This window comes from Blastomonas sp. AAP53, from assembly GCF_000331245.1.
Classification (GTDB): Bacteria; Pseudomonadota; Alphaproteobacteria; order Sphingomonadales; family Sphingomonadaceae; genus Blastomonas.
This window is the reverse complement of sequence record NZ_ANFZ01000009.1, coordinates 223,115-239,506: the sequence shown is the minus strand read 5'-3', so window position 1 is coordinate 239,506 and position 16,392 is coordinate 223,115. Positions and strand designations below refer to the sequence as shown.

Sequence of the window (16,392 nt, the reverse complement as noted above, 5' to 3'; positions counted from 1 at the left end):
TCAGTCCAGACCCGGCACCGTCAAGGCGGCATCGCGCAGGCCGCGCCAGACGCGCGAGGCCTGGACGGTTTCGGGGACGTCATGCACGCGCACGATCTGTGCGCCGCTACCGATGGCGCTCATCGCCAGCGCGACCGACCCGCCGAGCCGTACATCGACCGGGGCTTCGTTGGAAAGCGCACCGATCATCCGCTTGCGGCTCGCGCCGAACAGGATCGGCTGGCCGAGCGCGTGGAACAAAGGCAGCGCGTTGATCAGCGCCAGATTGTCGGCGAGCGATTTACCGAAGCCGATACCCGGATCGACGATCACCTTTTCGCGCGCCACGCCTGCGGCAACCACGGCGGCAATGCGCGCCTCAAGCCAGTCGAACACGTCGGTGACGACATGGCCATAGCCGCCCCCGGCATGCGGGTTGGCGCCTTGCGACGGCGCGTGCATCAGCACCACCGGGCAGCCTGACCGCACCACGACATCGAGCGCTTGGGCATCATAGAGCAGCGCCGAGACATCGTTGACGACATGCGCGCCGGCCTCCAGCGCCGCCTCCATGACGGCGGCCTTGCGGGTATCGACCGAGAGGATCGCACCGCTATGCGCCAGCGCCTGGATCGCGGGCACGACGCGCGCGATCTCATCGCCCTCCCACACCACTGGCGCGTCGGGCCGAGTGGATTCGCCGCCGATATCGATCAGCGATGCGCCCGCAGTCAGCATGGCGAAACCGGCGTCGCGCACGCCCGCCGGATCATCGGTAAACCGTCCGCCATCGGAAAAGCTGTCCGGCGTGACGTTCAATATTCCCATGACCTGCGGCTGATCGAAGCGCAGCACGCGCTCGCCCAGCGTCAGCGGGGCATGCATCCGCGAGAGGTTGGCTAACTGGGCTTGCGCGCGAGTGGCCTGATCGGTGCTCAGCGCGTTCAATGCCTCGACAAAGCGATCGACGGGCACGATCTGCCGCGCGACCAGCCTGCCGGCGTCATAGCTTTCCAGCGCGAGCAGATGGCACCAGACCAGGCTGTGCCCCAGCCGGATCGTCGCGCCGTCATAGGTCTGCGGGCTTTCCGCGAGACCCACGGGCCGCACATAGACGCGCGCGTTGCTCATCACGGTTCGGTGGCGAGCAGATAGGTCTGGCGCAGACTATCCAGCGGCTTCAAGCCGTCATCGGTCTCGAGATGCCACCAGGTCCAGCCGTTGCACGAAGGCGCATTCTGCAGCAGCGCGCCGACCTTGTGGATCGATCCGGTGTGCGCGTCGGAAAGCAAGGAGCCATCGGCGCGGATCGTGGCGCGGTGCTTGCGCGCCTTGTCGTACACCACGGTGCCGACCGCTATATAGCCGGTCTCGACCAAGGTGCCGAACGCAACGCGCGGCTGGCTCTTAGGCGACTGCATGGTCTTCAAGCCCGATTCATCGAGCGGAAGTGTAGCGGCGATGCGCTCTTCGGCGACTTCGCAATAAATGGGATCACGCTCGCAGCCGATCCAGTCGCGGCCCAGACGCTTGGCGACCGCGCCGGTGGTGCCGGTGCCGAAGAACGGGTCGAGCACGACATCGCCCGGGTTGGTGCAGGCGAGCAGGATGCGATAAAGCAGCGCCTCGGGCTTCTGCGTCGGGTGTGCCTTGGTGCCGCCGCGCTTCAGCCGCTCCTGGCCGCCGCAGATCGGCAGCACCCAGTCGGAGCGCATCTGCAGCTCGTCGTTCAGCGTCTTCATCGCGCGATAGTTGAACGTGTATTTCGACTTCTCGTCGCGCGAGGCCCAGATCAGCGTCTCGTGCGCATTGGTGAAGCGCGTGCCGCGGAAATTGGGCATCGGGTTGGCCTTGCGCCAGACGATGTCGTTGAGGATCCAGAAGCCCAGATCCTGCAGCGTCGCGCCGCAGCGGAAGATGTTGTGATAGCTGCCGATCACCCACATTGAACCATCGGGCTTGAGGATGCGGCGTGCCTCGGTCATCCATTCGCGGGTGAAGCGGTCATAGACGGCGAAGGTATCGAACTTATCCCAGTCGTTGTCGACTGCATCAACGCGGCCGCCCTCGGGACGGAACAGGTCGCCGCCCAGCTGCAGGTTATAGGGCGGGTCGGCGAAGATCATGTCGACCGATGCGGTCGGCAGTCGGCGCATCTCCTCGATGCAGTCGCCGCGCAAAATCTGGTTAAGCGGCAGGTCCGCCTTGGCCACCGCCTTGGCGCGCGAAGGCACCTTCACGGCTTTTGCCATCGGCCTTACCCGTTCGCTGATCTGAACCATATTCACCCCCGCTAACCCTTGGAACTGGGCCCTGCATGAGTCCTTGGCGACCATCGGTCAAGGCCAAAACCCTAGGGATTCCGCGTGTTGAAATGGTTAACGCGAGCACGAATCGGCGGAACACAATGAGTCCAAATCCACATGTTGAGTCTCGTTAACGCAACGAGACTCAACCACTGGTGGTGTGGCACGCAGGACTCGCCTGCAAAAAAACTTTGGTTAACGCGATGCCGCTCGGGCCACAGGAGCAAAACTGTGGCGATGGAGCGGTGTCGGACCATGCGTGCGCAGTGCCGCGAGGTGTTCGGCGGTGCCATAGCCCATGTTTCGCTCCCAGCCGTAATGCGGATGCTCCTGCGCCGCTGCGCGCATGATCCGGTCCCGCTCCTGCTTGGCGAGAATGGACGCGGCAGAGATGCAGGGGTGCAGCGCGTCACCCTTGATGATCGCCTGCGCACGGTACCGCCAGCGGGGCAGCCGGTTGCCATCGACCAGCACCTCGTCCGGTTCGGTTGCCAGCGCCTCCACGGCGCGGGTCATCGCCAGCAGTGTCGCCTGCAGGATGTTGATCGTGTCGATCTCCTCGGCGCTCGCCATGCCAAGGCCAAAGCGGCAGCGGGCCAGGATTTCCGCTTCCAGCCGTTCACGCCGGGCAAAGCTTAATGTCTTGCTGTCGGCCAGCCCGGCGATGCCTTCCGGGCACAGGATGACGGCGGCGGCCACGACCGGCCCGGCCAAAGGCCCCCTGCCCGCTTCGTCGACGCCGGCGATGAGGAGCGAGTGATTGGGCGATACGGGGGAACTAGTTGTGTTCATCAAGCGTCTGTGGCCCAAGGCCTTTGCGTCCGCAAGGCCTGCCCCCGATGATCGAACTCTACTCGAATCGTTTGCAATCTGTCAGTGGATAGCGATGATCGTCCCCATGATGAACGGAGTGAACCTGATGCACCGATTGACCCTCAGCGCGGCGCTGCCGCTGGCCCTGATCGCGTGCACCAGCAGCGGTGAAGCCGTGGCGGGCAACGAGGAAACCGAGGCCGTTGCCGCGATCTCGCCGGTCGACACGCTCCCCTTCCAGACCACCGTCGTATCGAAGTTCGATGAACCCTGGGCGATGACCTTCCTGCCCGATGGCCGCGCTCTGGTGACCGAGCGCAAGGGCAAGCTCAAGCTTGTCACCCTGAGCGCGGATGGCAAGGCAGCGATGGTCGATGTGACCGGCACGCCCGAGGTTGCCTATGGCGGCCAGGGCGGTCTGGGCGACGTCGTGCTGTCGCCCGATTTCGTCAATGACGGCTATGTCTATCTGAGCTTTGCCGAGGCGGGCGAAGGCGACACCAGCGGCGCTGCCGTCGCGCGGGCCAAGCTGGTCACCGCCAATGATGGCGCAGCCAGCCTCAATGACATGCAGGTGATCTGGAGACAGGAACCCAAGGTCAGCGGCAAGGGCCATTATGGCCATCGCATCGCCTTTGGTCCCGATGGCATGATGTACATCTCTTCGGGCGAACGGCAGAAGTTCGATCCGGCGCAGGATCTCGAGCAGAATCTGGGCAAGGTCGTGCGGCTCACGCCGACCGGCGGAATCCCGTCTGACAATCCCATGTACGATCAGGGTCGCATCAAGGCGCAGATCTGGTCCTATGGCCACCGCAACCCACTGGGCCTTGCCTTCGACAGCGCAGGCAACCTGTGGAACAGCGAGATGGGCCCCAAGGGCGGCGACGAACTCAACCTCGTCAAGCGCGGTGCCAACTATGGCTATCCCAAAGTTTCGAACGGCGATCACTATGATGGCCGCGACATCCCCGATCATTCGCCCGAAGACGGGTTCGTGCCGCCCAAGGTGTTCTGGACCCCGGTGATTTCGCCGGGCAGCCTGATGATCTACAACGGCGACCTGTTCCCCGCCTGGAAGAACAGCGCCTTTATCGGAGCGCTCAGCGGACAGGCACTGGTGCGGGTCAAGCTCGATGGGGAAAACGCCGCCAAGGCCGACAACTGGAGCATGGAAGGGCGCATCCGCGAGGTCGAACAGGGTCCCGATGGCGCGATCTGGCTGCTGGAAGACGGCGCGCGCGGGTCGCAGGGCCGCCTGCTCAAGCTGACACCGGCGAAGTAATCGGTCTTCGCCCGCGTCGTAAGTGGCGCAAAAGACATTTCAATTCGCAACCCATTGCGATATCCCTCGCGACAAACAACAATTCGGGAGACGATGCATGGCGACCACGACAGACGCACCGCTGAAGGCGGACCAGCTGAACGACATTCTCGAAAGGCAGAAATCGGCCTTTCTGGCAGAACTGCCAGTGCCGATGGCAGTCCGCAAGGACCGCATTCGTCGGCTGATGAAGCTGGTGCACGACAACGCTGATGCGCTGGTCGCGGCGATGAGCGAAGACTTCGGTCATCGCAGCGCAGAACAGTCGAAAATGACCGATATCGTCGGCGTGCTGAACACCGCGCGCCATACGCTCAAGCACATGGATGGCTGGGCGAAGGCGGAAAAGCGTCCGGTGCAGTTCCCGCTGGGCCTTTTGGGCGCCCGCGCGCGCGTCGAATACCAGCCCTTGGGCGTCGTCGGCATCATCGCCCCGTGGAATTTCCCAATTCAGCTGTGCCTCACCCCCGCCATCGGCGCGCTGGCCGCCGGCAACCGGGTGATGATCAAGAACAGCGAATATACCGAAAACACATCGCAGCTGCTTGCCAGGCTCGGCCCGCAATATTTCGATGCCAGCGAGGTCGCCTTCTTCACCGGCGGGCCTGAAGTCGGCCAGGCGTTTTCCGAACTGCCGTTCAACCATCTGCTGTTCACCGGCGCGACCAGCGTGGGCCATCACATCATGCGCGCTGCAGCCAAGAACCTGGTTCCGGTCACGCTCGAGCTTGGCGGCAAATCGCCTGCCATCGTCGGACGCGGCGCAGACAAGGCCAAGGCCGCGCAGCGCATTACCATGGGCAAGATGATGAACGCCGGGCAGATCTGCATCGCACCCGACTATCTCTACGTCCCTCGCGAGGACGAGAGCGAGATCATCGACAACATCAAGCAGTCCGCAGCGACGCTCTATCCCACGCTGCTGGGCAACGACGACTATACCGCGGTGGTCAACGAACGGCACCACCAGCGGCTGAGCAGCTATCTCGACGACGCCCGCGAAAAGGGCGCCGAAGTGATCGAGGTCAACCCGGCGGGCGAAGACTTCCAATCGGCCAACAGCCGCAAGATGCCGCTCCACATCCTGCGCAACGTCACCGATGACATGAAGGTGATGCAGGACGAGATTTTCGGCCCGATCCTGCCGGTGAAGACCTATTCGACCGTCGATGAGGCGATCGATTACGTCAACGGCCGCGACCGCCCGCTGGCGCTCTATTATTTCGGCGAGGATAGCATCGAGGCGAAAAAGGTCACCGACCGTACGGTTTCCGGCGGCGTGACGCTCAACGACACGATTTTTCATGTCGCGATGGAAGACCTGCCCTTCGGCGGTGTCGGCCCATCGGGCATGGGGGCGTATCACGGGGTCGATGGCTTCCGCACCTTCAGCCACGCCAAGGGCATCTACAGCCAGCCGCGCATCGATGTCGCCAAGCTGGCCGGGTTCCTGCCGCCTTATGGCGAGGCCACGCACAAGACGATTGCCCGCGACATGAAGCTGTAACTGAAGGGGGCGGGTCAGCCACTTTTGCGCCTTGCAGGATATGATCAAGGCGCTATAGGCTGCCGCTCATTGGCGGGCGTGGTGGAATGGTAGACGCGCCGGACTCAAAATCCGGTTCCGCAAGGAGTGTGGGTTCGAGTCCCACCGCCCGCACCAATAATCCCTGACAGCGCTGCAACCCTTCCGCTTTTGCCGCGTCCGCTGGCAAAGGACTTTGCGCGCTGCCAGTTTGCGATTAGGGCCGCAGCCAGTCTCTTCTGGTCTGGATCTGCATCATGACACACCCGGTATCGCCGCTCGCTCGCCCCTTCCCCGATCTTCCCGCCATCTCAGGCGTCACGCCGCGCGTCGCACGGGCGCGGTACAAGGACTGGGACCGGTGTGACCTGAGTTTTGTAGAACTGGCCCCCGGCACCGCTGTTGCTGGCGTCACCACGACTAGCAAATGCCCATCGCCAGAAGTCGAATGGTGCCGCAGCGCGCTCCACCAGGAGCGTGCACGCGCGCTTGTCGTCAGCGCAGGCAATGCGAACGCCTTTACCGGCGGACGTGGCCGGGCTGCGGTCGAAATGGTGGTGAACACGGTCTCCACGCAGCTGAATTGCTCCGTCGACGAGGTGTTCGTTTCTGCCACTGGCGTGATCGGCGTGCCGTTGCCTCAGGACAAGGCGCGCACAGGGCTTGAGGCGGCGTTCATCGCAGAGCCGTGCAGCTGGCGCGACCTCACCGATGCGATCGGCACCACCGATACCTTCGCCAAGGCGGCGACGACCAGCGCGATGATCGGCGATTGCCGGGTCGAACTGGTCGGCGTGATCAAGGGTTCGGGCATGATCGCGCCAGACATGGCGACGATGCTGGGCTATATCTTCACCGACGCCGCCATCGCCCCCGCGTTGTTGCAGCAGATGCTCAGCGCAGCCAATCGCCAGAGCTTCGGCTGCATCACCGTCGATAGCGATACGTCGACCAGCGACACGGTGCTCGCCTTTGCCACCGGTCAGGCGCAGCACGCCTTGCTGGAAACGATGGGCAGCCCCGGTGCGGATGCCTTTGCCGCCGCGCTTGCCGATCTGTGCCGTCAGCTCGCCCATCTGGTCGTGCGCGACGGCGAAGGCGCGAGCAAGTTCATCGAGATCCGCGTTACCGGCGCAGTATCCGACGAGAGCGCGCATCGCATCGCGCTTTCGATCGCCAACTCGCCGCTGGTGAAAACTGCGATTGCGGGCGAAGACGCCAACTGGGGCCGGGTCGTGATGGCCGTCGGCAAGGCAGGCGAACCTGCCGAACGCGACCTGCTTTCGATCCGCTTCGGCGGCGTCGAGGTGGCAGCCCAGGGCGTGGTGATCGAGGGCTATGACGAAGCGCCGGTGACAGCGCATCTCAAGGGCAGCGAAATACTGGTCGAGGCCGATATCGGGCTGGGCAGCGGACGCGCCACGGTGTGGACCTGCGATCTCACCCATGGCTATATCTCGATCAACGCCGATTACCGGAGTTGAGCGCAGTGCTGACCATCTGGGGCCGGCTCAATTCGCACAACGTCAAAAAGGTCGTTTGGGCTGCCGAAGAAATGGGGCTGGCCTATGTCCGCAACGATGTGGGCGGCACGTTCGGCATGGATGCGGCCTATCTGGCGCTCAACCCCAATGCGCTGATCCCGACGATCGAGGATGACGGGCTGGTCTTGTGGGAATCGAACGCAATCCTGCGCTATCTGGCGGCGCGCTATGCCCCACATCTGTGGCCCGATGACCTCAGGCAACGCGCGGCGGCGGACAAATGGATGGACTGGCAGTTCGCCTTTGCCGATGCGCAGCGCGATGTCTTCCTGATGATGGTGCGCAAGCCGGAGCACCTTCACGATCCGGCAGTGATCGCGCGCGGGGCGGAAGCAACAGGCCGGATGATGGCCATGCTCGAGGCCCTGCTGGCGCAGCAGCCGTGGATTACCGGCGACAGCTTTGGTATAGCCGATATACCGATGGGAACCTACGCCCACACCTGGTTCACGCTCGACATGCCGCGTCCGGACATGCCGCATGTGCGCCGCTGGTATGAAGGCTTGCAAACCCGCCCCGGATACAAGGCCAATGTCATGATAAAGCTGACCTGATGCACACGCTCCACACCCCGGTATCGGACCTGATCCGAACCGTTGCGCGCGAGGTGGTGCTGCACCATTACCAGCAGCTGGCAGCCGATCAGATTGACGAAAAGACCCCCGGCGATCTGGTGACCATCGCCGACAAGGAAAGCGAGCGGCGACTGAGCGCCGGGCTAGCGCTGATCCTGCCAGATGCCAGCATTGTGGGTGAAGAGGCTGTTGAGGCGGACCCGGCGTTGATCGAGCGCGTCAACGACAGCGTGGCTTGGATCATCGACCCGATCGACGGAACGCACAATTATGCGCATGGGCATCCGCCCTTCGGTATCATCATCGCCTTGGTGGAGGCAGGCGAGACTGTCGCCGGCTGGCTTTACGATCCACTGGCAGACCGCATGTGCCATGCGGTGCGGGATGGCGGCGCATTCATCAACGATGCGCCCGTGATGGCACGCGAAAGCGGCAACGCCCTGCCTGTGGCAGCCATCTCGACGCTGTTCATCCCCGAACCGCGCCGCACCGCGCTATCAGACGCGATGCGTGGCAAGTTCACGATGGTCGACATTCCGCGGTGCGCGGCAGAACAATACCCGCGGCTGGTGCTGGGGCAGAACGATATGACGTTGTTCGAACGCACATTGCCCTGGGACCATGCCGCAGGCGTGCTGTTCATCCAGGAAGCGGGCGGCAAGGCTGCGCGCCTTGATGGATCGCCCTATCGCCCCGGCGACCAGCGCAAGGGCATGCTCGCCGCCGCCAGCCCAGCGATGTGGGACACAGCAGCGGCGATCATCGTCTGACGACTTACGCGGGAAGCGCGGCTTCCAGCCAGCTCTTCAGCGCGCTCTTGGGGGCAGCACCCACCTTGGTCTCGACGATCTGGCCCTTGTCGAACAGGATCATCGTGGGAATGCCGCGCACGCCGTACTTGGCGGGGGCATCGGGATTGTCGTCGATGTTGATCTTGGCGATGGTGACCTTGCCGGCCAGTTCATCGCTGATCTCTTCGAGAGCCGGGCCGATCATCTTGCATGGGCCGCACCATTCCGCCCAGAAATCGACCAAGACGGGCTTGTCCGAGTTCAGGACATCGGCAGCGAAGCTTGCATCGCTGATTGCAGTGGTTGCCATTGTAAAAAACTCCTCGTTCGTGACTTGACCCTGCATGTAAGCGTTGGGACGATCTCGCTCAAGCTGCGATGCCCCAACTATTCATATGCCGGGGTTCAATCCAGCTTCGTGGCTGACAGCAATGCGTCCGGCAGCCAGAAAAGTTGCGGGATCGCGGTATACAGCAGTCCAGCCTGCACGGCACGCCCCGGGAAGATCAATTGGAGCGCGGCGACATAGGCCGCCATCTGCCGAACATGCGCGACCGGCAGTTGCTCCATGGAACGCGGCGGGCGGCGGCCGGTCTTGAAGTCGACCACCAGCACGCGGTCGTCCTCCACCAGCAGCCTGTCTACCGTGCCTGAGACGACGTTCGGACCGACGACGGCGGCAATCGGCGCCTCGGCAAGTGCATCGGCGCGGAACACATCCGCCCAGTCTGGATGATCGATCACGGTGCAGACCGGGTCGATGATCGCATCTGCGTCAGCCCGATCGGTGATCCCGTGCTGGCGCGACAGCCACCGCCGCGCGGCCTCGTGGCGATCCTCGCGTGGAAGCGCGGGCAGCCGCTCAAACAGGCTGTGCATGATCAGGCCGCGTTCGGCGGCGCGCGCCATTTCCAGCCCGGCGATCGGCGGGCTGGCGACGTCATCCTTGCCCAATGACGATGGCGCGAGCGGCGTGGGCGGACGCTGCTCGGGCGCAGCAGGTGTCAGCGCCCAGTCCGGGATCGCGGCCAGCGGTGGGACACTATCCGCCACAGGTTCATCGGCCCTCGGGACCGGGACTGCCCCCTTGCCGAAGCGGCGGCATGGCCCCTCGCCATCGTCGATCCAGTCGCAGCCCAGATCGGCAAAGCTGCGCTCGATCGCGGCGTACCAGCTTTCGGCGGGCGGCTCCTTGGCCCGTTTGCCCAGCGTGCCGCCGATATATAATCTCTCGGCTGCGCGGGTCATCGCAACATAGAGCAGCCGCCAATGCTCCTCCATATCGGCCTCGCGCGCCGCATCATGCGCCTGCGCCAACGGACCGATGCGATCGGCCTTGCGCAGCGAGTAAACCGGCAGAGTGACCGCCACATCGGCCCCAATGATTTCAACCGGCCAGTCGAAGCTGGAATCCACCTTGCGCGTCGGATCGACACACGCATCGGCCAGGATCACAATCGGCGCCTGCAGCCCCTTGGACCCATGCACCGTCATCACGCGGACCATATCGGCCTGCCCGGCCAGCTCGCGCTTGATTTCCTCGTCGCCAGCATCGAACCAGTGCAGGAACGCCTGCAACCCGCCATCATGGCTCGCGGCAAATTTCTGCGAGAGGCTCAGCAGTTCGGCGATCGGGTCGAGCGCCTCCGCGCCCAATCGCGCGACCAGCCGCGCGCGGCCCTGCATCGGTCCGGTGAGCACCTGCTCCAGAAAATCGTACGCGGTGCCATAGTCCGCCATGCCGAGCAGCGCGTACAGCGGATCGAGCCTAGCACGCAGCGCCGTGTCGCTCTGTGCCTGGTCGCGCAGATGCGGCCACAGCGCCCGTTTTTCCGGACGATATCCGTGTTGCAACAGCTCTTCCTGCGTCCAGCCGCCCAGCGGCGAGACCAGCAAGGCGGCGCAGGTGAGGTCATCCAGCGGCTGAAGCGCAAAGCGGATGGCGGCGATCAGATCCTGCACCGCAAGCGGTTGGCCCAGCCGCAAGCGGTCGATGCCTGCTACCGGGACGCCCGAGGCATAGAGGCGCGCCACGATGAGCGAGGCCAGGTCACCCCGTCGCCGCAATAGCACCATGATATCGCCCGCCCCGGCCCAGCCCGCGCTGCCATCCGACCGGCGGTCCAGCCATAACCGGTGCGGCGATTCCGGATCGAGCCAGCCTGCGATCCGCTCTGCCAGCCGTTCGGCGAACAGCCGGTCGGCGCCCGACAGCCATTCCTCGGCGTCTTCCCCCTCGCCGCCGTCGTCCTGATCCTCCAGCCCCTCGCCGATCGGACGCCACAGCTCGACGCAGCCGGGTCCCTTTCGCCCCTCGTGCCGCGGCAACACGTCGTCGAGAATACCCAGGCTGGAGGGGCCCAGCTGATCCAGCACTGCATCGACCATGTCGAGCACCGGCTGCGTCGACCGAAAGCTGCGATCGAGGCTGAGGTCAAGAAACGCCTGGCCCGCATCCATCGCCTGCTGGCCGATGCGAATGCGCGCGGCGGCATAATATTGCGGGCTGGTCCCCTGAAAACCGAAGATCGCCTGCTTGAAATCCCCGACGGTAAACAGCGTGCGGTAGCGATCCGCCTTGCTGCCCTGACCGGTGAAATAATCGTCGATGAGGCCGCGCACGATCGACCACTGGCTGGGGTTGGTGTCCTGCGCTTCGTCAACCAGCACATGGTCGAAGCGCTGGTCGAGCTTGAACGCGATCCATTGCGCCATCGTCCGCCCGGAGAGGAGCTGCGCGGCAGCGCGGATCAAATCGTCGAAATCGAGCAGACCTGCCTGCCGCTTGGCCTCGGCAAACCGCCAGGCGAAATCGCGCCCAACTTCGAGCGCGCGGGCATATTCGCAGGAAAAGGCGACCAGCGCGATGTGGTCGCGCAGCGATTGCAGATCGCTGTACAGGCTTTCGGCCTTCTGCGCATAATCCGGGTCGATCTTGGCGGAAAAGCTTTCCCATTTGCGCGGATCGCCATCCGCCTTGGCGACCGCCAGCCAGACGAGGTCGAGATGCGACAGTCGCCCGGCATCGTCCATGTCGAGCCATGCCTGGATTTTCCCGGCGACCTCGAGGCCCGTCTTGGTGTTCCAGCGCGTATTGCTTTCCTGCAGCGCTTCCAGATTGGCGGTGTCGAACAGCGCATCGCTGCACAGCGCGGCCAGGACGCTGCCGTCCTCGTCGCGCTTCAGGCCCAATGCGGCGTTGATATAGGGGCGGATATCACCGACCAGTGCATCCATCGCATCGGGCCGGGCGGCGCAGCGCATCAGAAAGGCCTCGGTCGGTTCTGCGCCCAGTCTCAGGCTCATCGCCTCCAGGTTGTCCGAAAGCCGCATGTCGCCGCGCCGCGCGGCATCGACCAGCATCGCACCCAGCGTATCGCGCGCCAGTTGCACCCGGTCGCGGTCCTCGATCGGCCGAAAGCCGGGGGCGAGACCTGCTTCTTCAGGAAAGCTCGCCAGCAGCGACTGGCAGAAGCTGTGGATCGTCTGGATCCGCAGCCCGCCCTGCGGCGCATCGAGCACGCGGGCGAACAGGCGGCGCGCGCGTATCAGCGTCTGCTCGTCCACCGGCGCACCGATATTGGCAAGATCGGCCCCCAGCGCCGTATCGCTCATCCGCACCCAGGCTGCGAGCTGCGCATTGATGCGGTTGGCCATCTCGCTCGCGCCCGCCTTGGTGAAGGTGAGGCACAGGATCGCATCGGGGTTCACCCCTGGCTCGAGCAGTAGACGGAACACGCGCGCGGTGAGCACCTGCGTCTTGCCGGTGCCCGCCGACGCACTGAGCCACACCTGTTCGGCGGGCGAGACCGCACGGGCCTGATCACCGTGCAGCGGATGAAGGCTAGGGGCGCCGCTACTCATCGTCCACCTGCCTGGCGGCCATACCATTCGGCGAGCCGCATCAGCTGGTCATATTCGGTATAGGTCGCCTGATCGGGAACCAGCTTGGCCTCGAACGGCGCATCGCCGAGGATCCACGTCTCCAGCGCCTCGCGCAGGTAGCGCTCGCTGGTGGGCAGCATCGTATCTGCCGTCAACTCGCTGCCTCTGCGCCCCACAGGGCTTTCGGCATAGCCAAAATCACCCGACTTGCTGCGCGTCAGCGACCAGTATTCAAAGCCGCCCGCCGTGCCGGTGATGGGGGGACGCGTGCCTTCGGCGACAAAGCCGCCGCGTTCGGCCATCATGCCTAGCAGCCCGAGTTGCAGCGCAAAGCCCGCCTCGACCTGGCGCGCAGATGGCGGCTTTCCGGTCTTGTAGTCGACGATCACCAGACTGCCATCGGGCATACGGTCGATCCGGTCTGCCTTGCCGCGAATTTCCACGCCATCGAGGATGAATGTCCCGCTGCGCTCGGCATCGATCATCGTGCGGCCGCTTGCCGCCAGCGCCAGCGTCTGCTCGGCGATCCAGTCGAGCGCGGCAACCAGCCGCGGCCGCCACAGCGCCTTGATCAGCGGATGGACGTTGGCGGCCTTCAGGAAACGCTCGGCGCGCGGAACCAGCATGGCGGCGTCCAGCCCATCATCGCGGTGCCACAGCTCCAAGATTTCGTGCACCAGGGTCCCGCGCCACGCTGCGCTGGGTTCGGCATCCACCGGATCAAGCGACGGCAAGGCGAGAATGCGCCGCGCATAAAAGGCAAAGGGATCGGCGCGCAGCCGGTCGAGTTCGGTCACCGACAACCGAGCGGCACGCTGCGCCCGGCTGGGGCGCGGCGCAGGACGATCGATCTTGATCGGCGTCAGGCGGCGATCCAGCCTGCGCGCGAGCGCCAGCGTCTCGTGATCCTCCATGTGCCGGTCGGGCGCCACCGCCTGCAGGCGCAACAAAAAGCGCGACGCGACGGTCGGCGCGCTGCCATCGCGCCGTGCACGGGTGAGTACGACTTCGCTCGAGGCGAGCGCACCGGCGAGATCCTGCGCGGCGAGGCCGACACGCATTTCCAGCGGCGGCAGGCCCAAAGCATTGCGCACCATCGGCGCGAGCCATGGGTCGGGCGAAGGAATCTGCGGCCAGACGCCTTCGTTCAACCCGGCGCAGATCACCAGGTCTGCGCTCTGCAGCCTTGCCTCGAGCAACCCATAGATCGCGACGCGCGGATGCTTGCCATAAGGCGGGCGGACCGCTTTCTCGCTCATCAGCCGCGACAGGATGCTGACCGCTTGCGACGGGGTTACCAAAGGATCATGGGCCTGCGACCGCGCCAGCAGCTGCTGCACCAGATCGGACGCGCAACGCCCGGCAAGACCCGTCCACACCGCCTGATCGCTCAAACCGTCGGCAGCGGCAGCGATCGCGGTCATCGTCACCGACAGCGGCTGCGGTTCGCGCGGCCACTCAGCGATCGGGGCCAGAAGCGCCTTCGCATCGGTCCACCATTCTTTCAGCGGGCGATTGCCAATCGCAGCGTCGATACCTGTCAGCCCGGGCGCCGGGCGCGGGCCGCGCAGGCGTCGGTCCAGATCACGTACCTCATCCAACCAGCGCAAGCGCCCCTCGCCCGCCTGCGCGAGCGGATGCTTGAACAGGTCAAGCAACGGTACCGGCGCGAAATCATCGGCAAGGCATTGCGCGACCGCCAGCAGGAAGCGGCCTGGCGGTGTCACCGGCAGCGGGTCGCCCGCGCTGTCATCGGCCTCGATATCCCAGCGGCGCAGATGCGCCACGACCCGCGAGGCCAGGGTGCGGTCGGGCGTGACGATCGCGACGCGGCGCGCCGGAACGTCGAGCGCCTGCCGCACCAGCAGCGCGATCGCCTGCGCCTCTTCATCGGGGTTTTCTGCCTCAATGATACGGATGCCCTTGGTCCGCCGGTCCGCTGCCTCTAGCGTCACCCAGCGATCGCTGAGTCGGGCGGGCAGGAATATGCTGCGCAGCAATCGCGCGCGATCGGCCGCGAGGCCGGTCTTGGGTTCCGCCTGCCAGGGCTGCACCTCGGCGCGGTTGACGCTCATTGCATGCAGCAGCTGCTTCAGGTGAAACTGCGGATGGGTGATCGCCGGTCGTTCTGTCGGGGGAGAACCGGGCTCTGCAGGTGCGGTCACCGGCGAACCGATCGCTTCCCACAGTGCTTCGTCCATCTCGAGGTCGAGCCCCGGCAGCACCACCATGCCCTGCGGCAGCGTGGATATGCTGCGCAACAATCGCGCGATGGCCGGTGCCGCCGTCGTGATTCCCGCCGCGATGACAGGCGTGGCCGGCGGATGATCGCGCCACCTCTGCGCCGTCTTGTCGAGCAATCTGTTGCGCCGGTCTGCGGGATCAATCCGGCCTGCCTCCGCCAGCTCCGCCGCCCATGCACGACCGACCCGCATGAACAGATCGCGTGCAGCGACCCAGTGTTCGGCAAGGTCTGCCTCGACGTCGATCTCGTCGAGCTGGTCGAGCGACTTTTCCTCGATCTGCAATTGGTCGAGCACGCGCGCATAATCGCACGCCAGCCGCAAAGCCTCGGCAGGATCGTCCGCGCCTGCCCGTCCTGCCCCTTCCCGCGCGATGATCGCGGCCAACCGGAAGCGGCGCTGCAGCGGATCGATCGCGGGGGGTATCTGTTCGCCTTCGCCCAGCGGATCGAGCAGCGCGCCGAGGCTCTCGTCGAGGTCGATATCGCCGATCAGCGCCATGCGTGGCAGCAGCAGGCCGTCGGTCGCGTGGCGCACCAATGCCTCGGTGATCGCACGGCCCGCGCGGTGGTTGGGGATCAGCAGCGTGACGCGCGCCAGCCCCATCTTGTCGTCGCCAAAGCGGCGCAGCAGCCCGCTCGCCAGAACGTCCGCAAACCCGCGCTGCGCCCCAATGGCATAGACCGCCGGCTGGCGATGGTCAGGCATTCAGCAGCGCCTCTGCCGTCGGTGCGATCGCGGCGGGCGTGCCGACATCGAACCACTGGCCCAGATGCGCGATACCATACAGCCGGTCTGATTCGATGGCGCGATTCCACAGCACATTGGTCGAAAACGCACCCGTCGGCGGATCGATCAGCAAGCGGCGCGAGAGGAGCTGGATGCCGGTATAGATATAGGGCGCGACATGCCCCTGGCGGCGCCGGATGATCCGGCCCATCTGGTCGAGATGGAAGTCGCCAACGCCCTGGTAATTGCCCGCCCGGCTGTGCGGAACCACCAGCAGCAGTGCGTCCATGCGGCTGTCGTCCCAGGCAGTGCGCAGTTCGTCAAAACACGATCGTGCGCTTTCCAGCCATATATTATCGCTGTTCAGACAGAAGAACGGGTCTTCATCGATCAACGGCAGCGCTTTGACCAATCCGCCGCCGGTTTCCAGCAGCAGGTCACGCTCGTCGGAGATCAACACCTCGAACGGATAATCGCGCGCCTTGAGATGCGCTTCCAGCGCGTCGGCCAGATAGTGCACGTTGACGATGACTCGCTGCATCCCGGCATCGCCCAGGTGATCCATCACATGATCGATCAAGGGCTTGCCGCCGACGCGCACCAGCGGCTTGGGCGTGGTGACGGTGAGCGGGCGCATGCGCTTGCCCAGCCCTGCAGCCATCACCATGGCCGTGCGCG

The 16,392-nt window shown here is 64.9% G+C and carries 12 protein-coding genes and 1 tRNA gene; 6 read left to right on the top strand and 7 right to left on the bottom strand.

Features of this window, described 5'->3' with window-relative positions; all coding sequences use genetic code 11:
- The 3 genes from folP to D618_RS0108020 form a co-directional block, all read right to left on the bottom strand.
- Positions 1–1,110 (bottom strand): dihydropteroate synthase, encoded by a 1,110-nt coding sequence (gene folP, locus D618_RS0108030; RefSeq protein ID WP_017670990.1) that lies wholly within the window; start codon positions 1,108–1,110, stop codon positions 1–3.
- Positions 1,110–2,231, bottom strand: a complete 1,122-nt coding sequence (locus D618_RS0108025) for a DNA methyltransferase (RefSeq protein WP_026091437.1) — start codon at positions 2,229–2,231, stop codon at positions 1,110–1,112. Before D618_RS0108025 ends, folP begins: the two co-directional genes overlap by 1 nt.
- A gap of 249 nt (positions 2,232–2,480) precedes the next feature.
- The gene (locus tag D618_RS0108020) at positions 2,481–3,077 is read right to left on the bottom strand and encodes a ribonuclease HII (protein WP_026091436.1); all 597 of its coding nucleotides are present in this window, start codon (positions 3,075–3,077) and stop codon (positions 2,481–2,483) included.
- A 106-nt stretch (positions 3,078–3,183) separates the two neighbouring features.
- Here D618_RS0108020 and D618_RS0108015 point away from each other — a divergent pair, with 106 nt between their 5' ends.
- The 6 genes from D618_RS0108015 (at position 3,184) to D618_RS0107990 (ending at position 8,836) form a co-directional block, all read left to right on the top strand.
- Positions 3,184–4,383 carry a PQQ-dependent sugar dehydrogenase gene (locus D618_RS0108015; RefSeq protein ID WP_238550621.1) on the top strand — a complete coding sequence of 400 codons (1,200 nt, stop codon included), beginning with the start codon at positions 3,184–3,186 and terminating at the stop codon, positions 4,381–4,383.
- 97 nt (positions 4,384–4,480) lie between these two features.
- Entirely contained in the window at positions 4,481–5,929 is a 1,449-nt protein-coding gene (locus tag D618_RS0108010; protein WP_017670986.1) for a coniferyl aldehyde dehydrogenase, read from the top strand.
- A 72-nt stretch (positions 5,930–6,001) separates the two neighbouring features.
- Positions 6,002–6,085, top strand: a tRNA-Leu gene (locus D618_RS0108005).
- A gap of 119 nt (positions 6,086–6,204) precedes the next feature.
- On the top strand, positions 6,205–7,431 hold the full coding sequence (argJ, locus tag D618_RS0108000; protein ID WP_026091433.1) for a bifunctional glutamate N-acetyltransferase/amino-acid acetyltransferase ArgJ: 1,227 nt from the start codon (positions 6,205–6,207) through the stop codon (positions 7,429–7,431).
- A gap of 5 nt (positions 7,432–7,436) precedes the next feature.
- Positions 7,437–8,045 (top strand): glutathione S-transferase family protein, encoded by a 609-nt coding sequence (locus D618_RS0107995; RefSeq protein WP_026091432.1) that lies wholly within the window; start codon positions 7,437–7,439, stop codon positions 8,043–8,045.
- Positions 8,042–8,836 (top strand): inositol monophosphatase, encoded by a 795-nt coding sequence (locus D618_RS0107990; RefSeq protein WP_152414598.1) that lies wholly within the window; start codon positions 8,042–8,044, stop codon positions 8,834–8,836. Before D618_RS0107995 ends, D618_RS0107990 begins: the two co-directional genes overlap by 4 nt.
- Positions 8,837–8,840: 4 nt before the next feature.
- Here the strand turns inward: D618_RS0107990 and trxA are convergent, their stop codons facing one another.
- From trxA to D618_RS0107970, 4 genes are all read right to left on the bottom strand, one after another.
- Complete coding sequence (gene trxA, locus D618_RS0107985) at positions 8,841–9,167, bottom strand: thioredoxin TrxA (protein ID WP_017670982.1); 327 nt, start codon at positions 9,165–9,167, stop codon at positions 8,841–8,843.
- Positions 9,168–9,262: 95 nt separating this feature from the next.
- Complete coding sequence (gene addA / locus D618_RS0107980) at positions 9,263–12,721, bottom strand: double-strand break repair helicase AddA (RefSeq protein WP_017670981.1); 3,459 nt, start codon at positions 12,719–12,721, stop codon at positions 9,263–9,265.
- Positions 12,718–15,693, bottom strand: coding sequence for a double-strand break repair protein AddB (gene addB / locus D618_RS0107975; RefSeq protein WP_017670980.1), 2,976 nt, complete (start codon positions 15,691–15,693; stop codon positions 12,718–12,720). The genes addA and addB overlap by 4 nt, the downstream gene beginning before the upstream one ends.
- On the bottom strand, positions 15,686–16,381 hold the full coding sequence (locus tag D618_RS0107970; protein WP_017670979.1) for a nucleotidyltransferase family protein: 696 nt from the start codon (positions 16,379–16,381) through the stop codon (positions 15,686–15,688). The genes addB and D618_RS0107970 overlap by 8 nt, the downstream gene beginning before the upstream one ends.
- Positions 16,382–16,392: the final 11 nt, after the last annotated feature.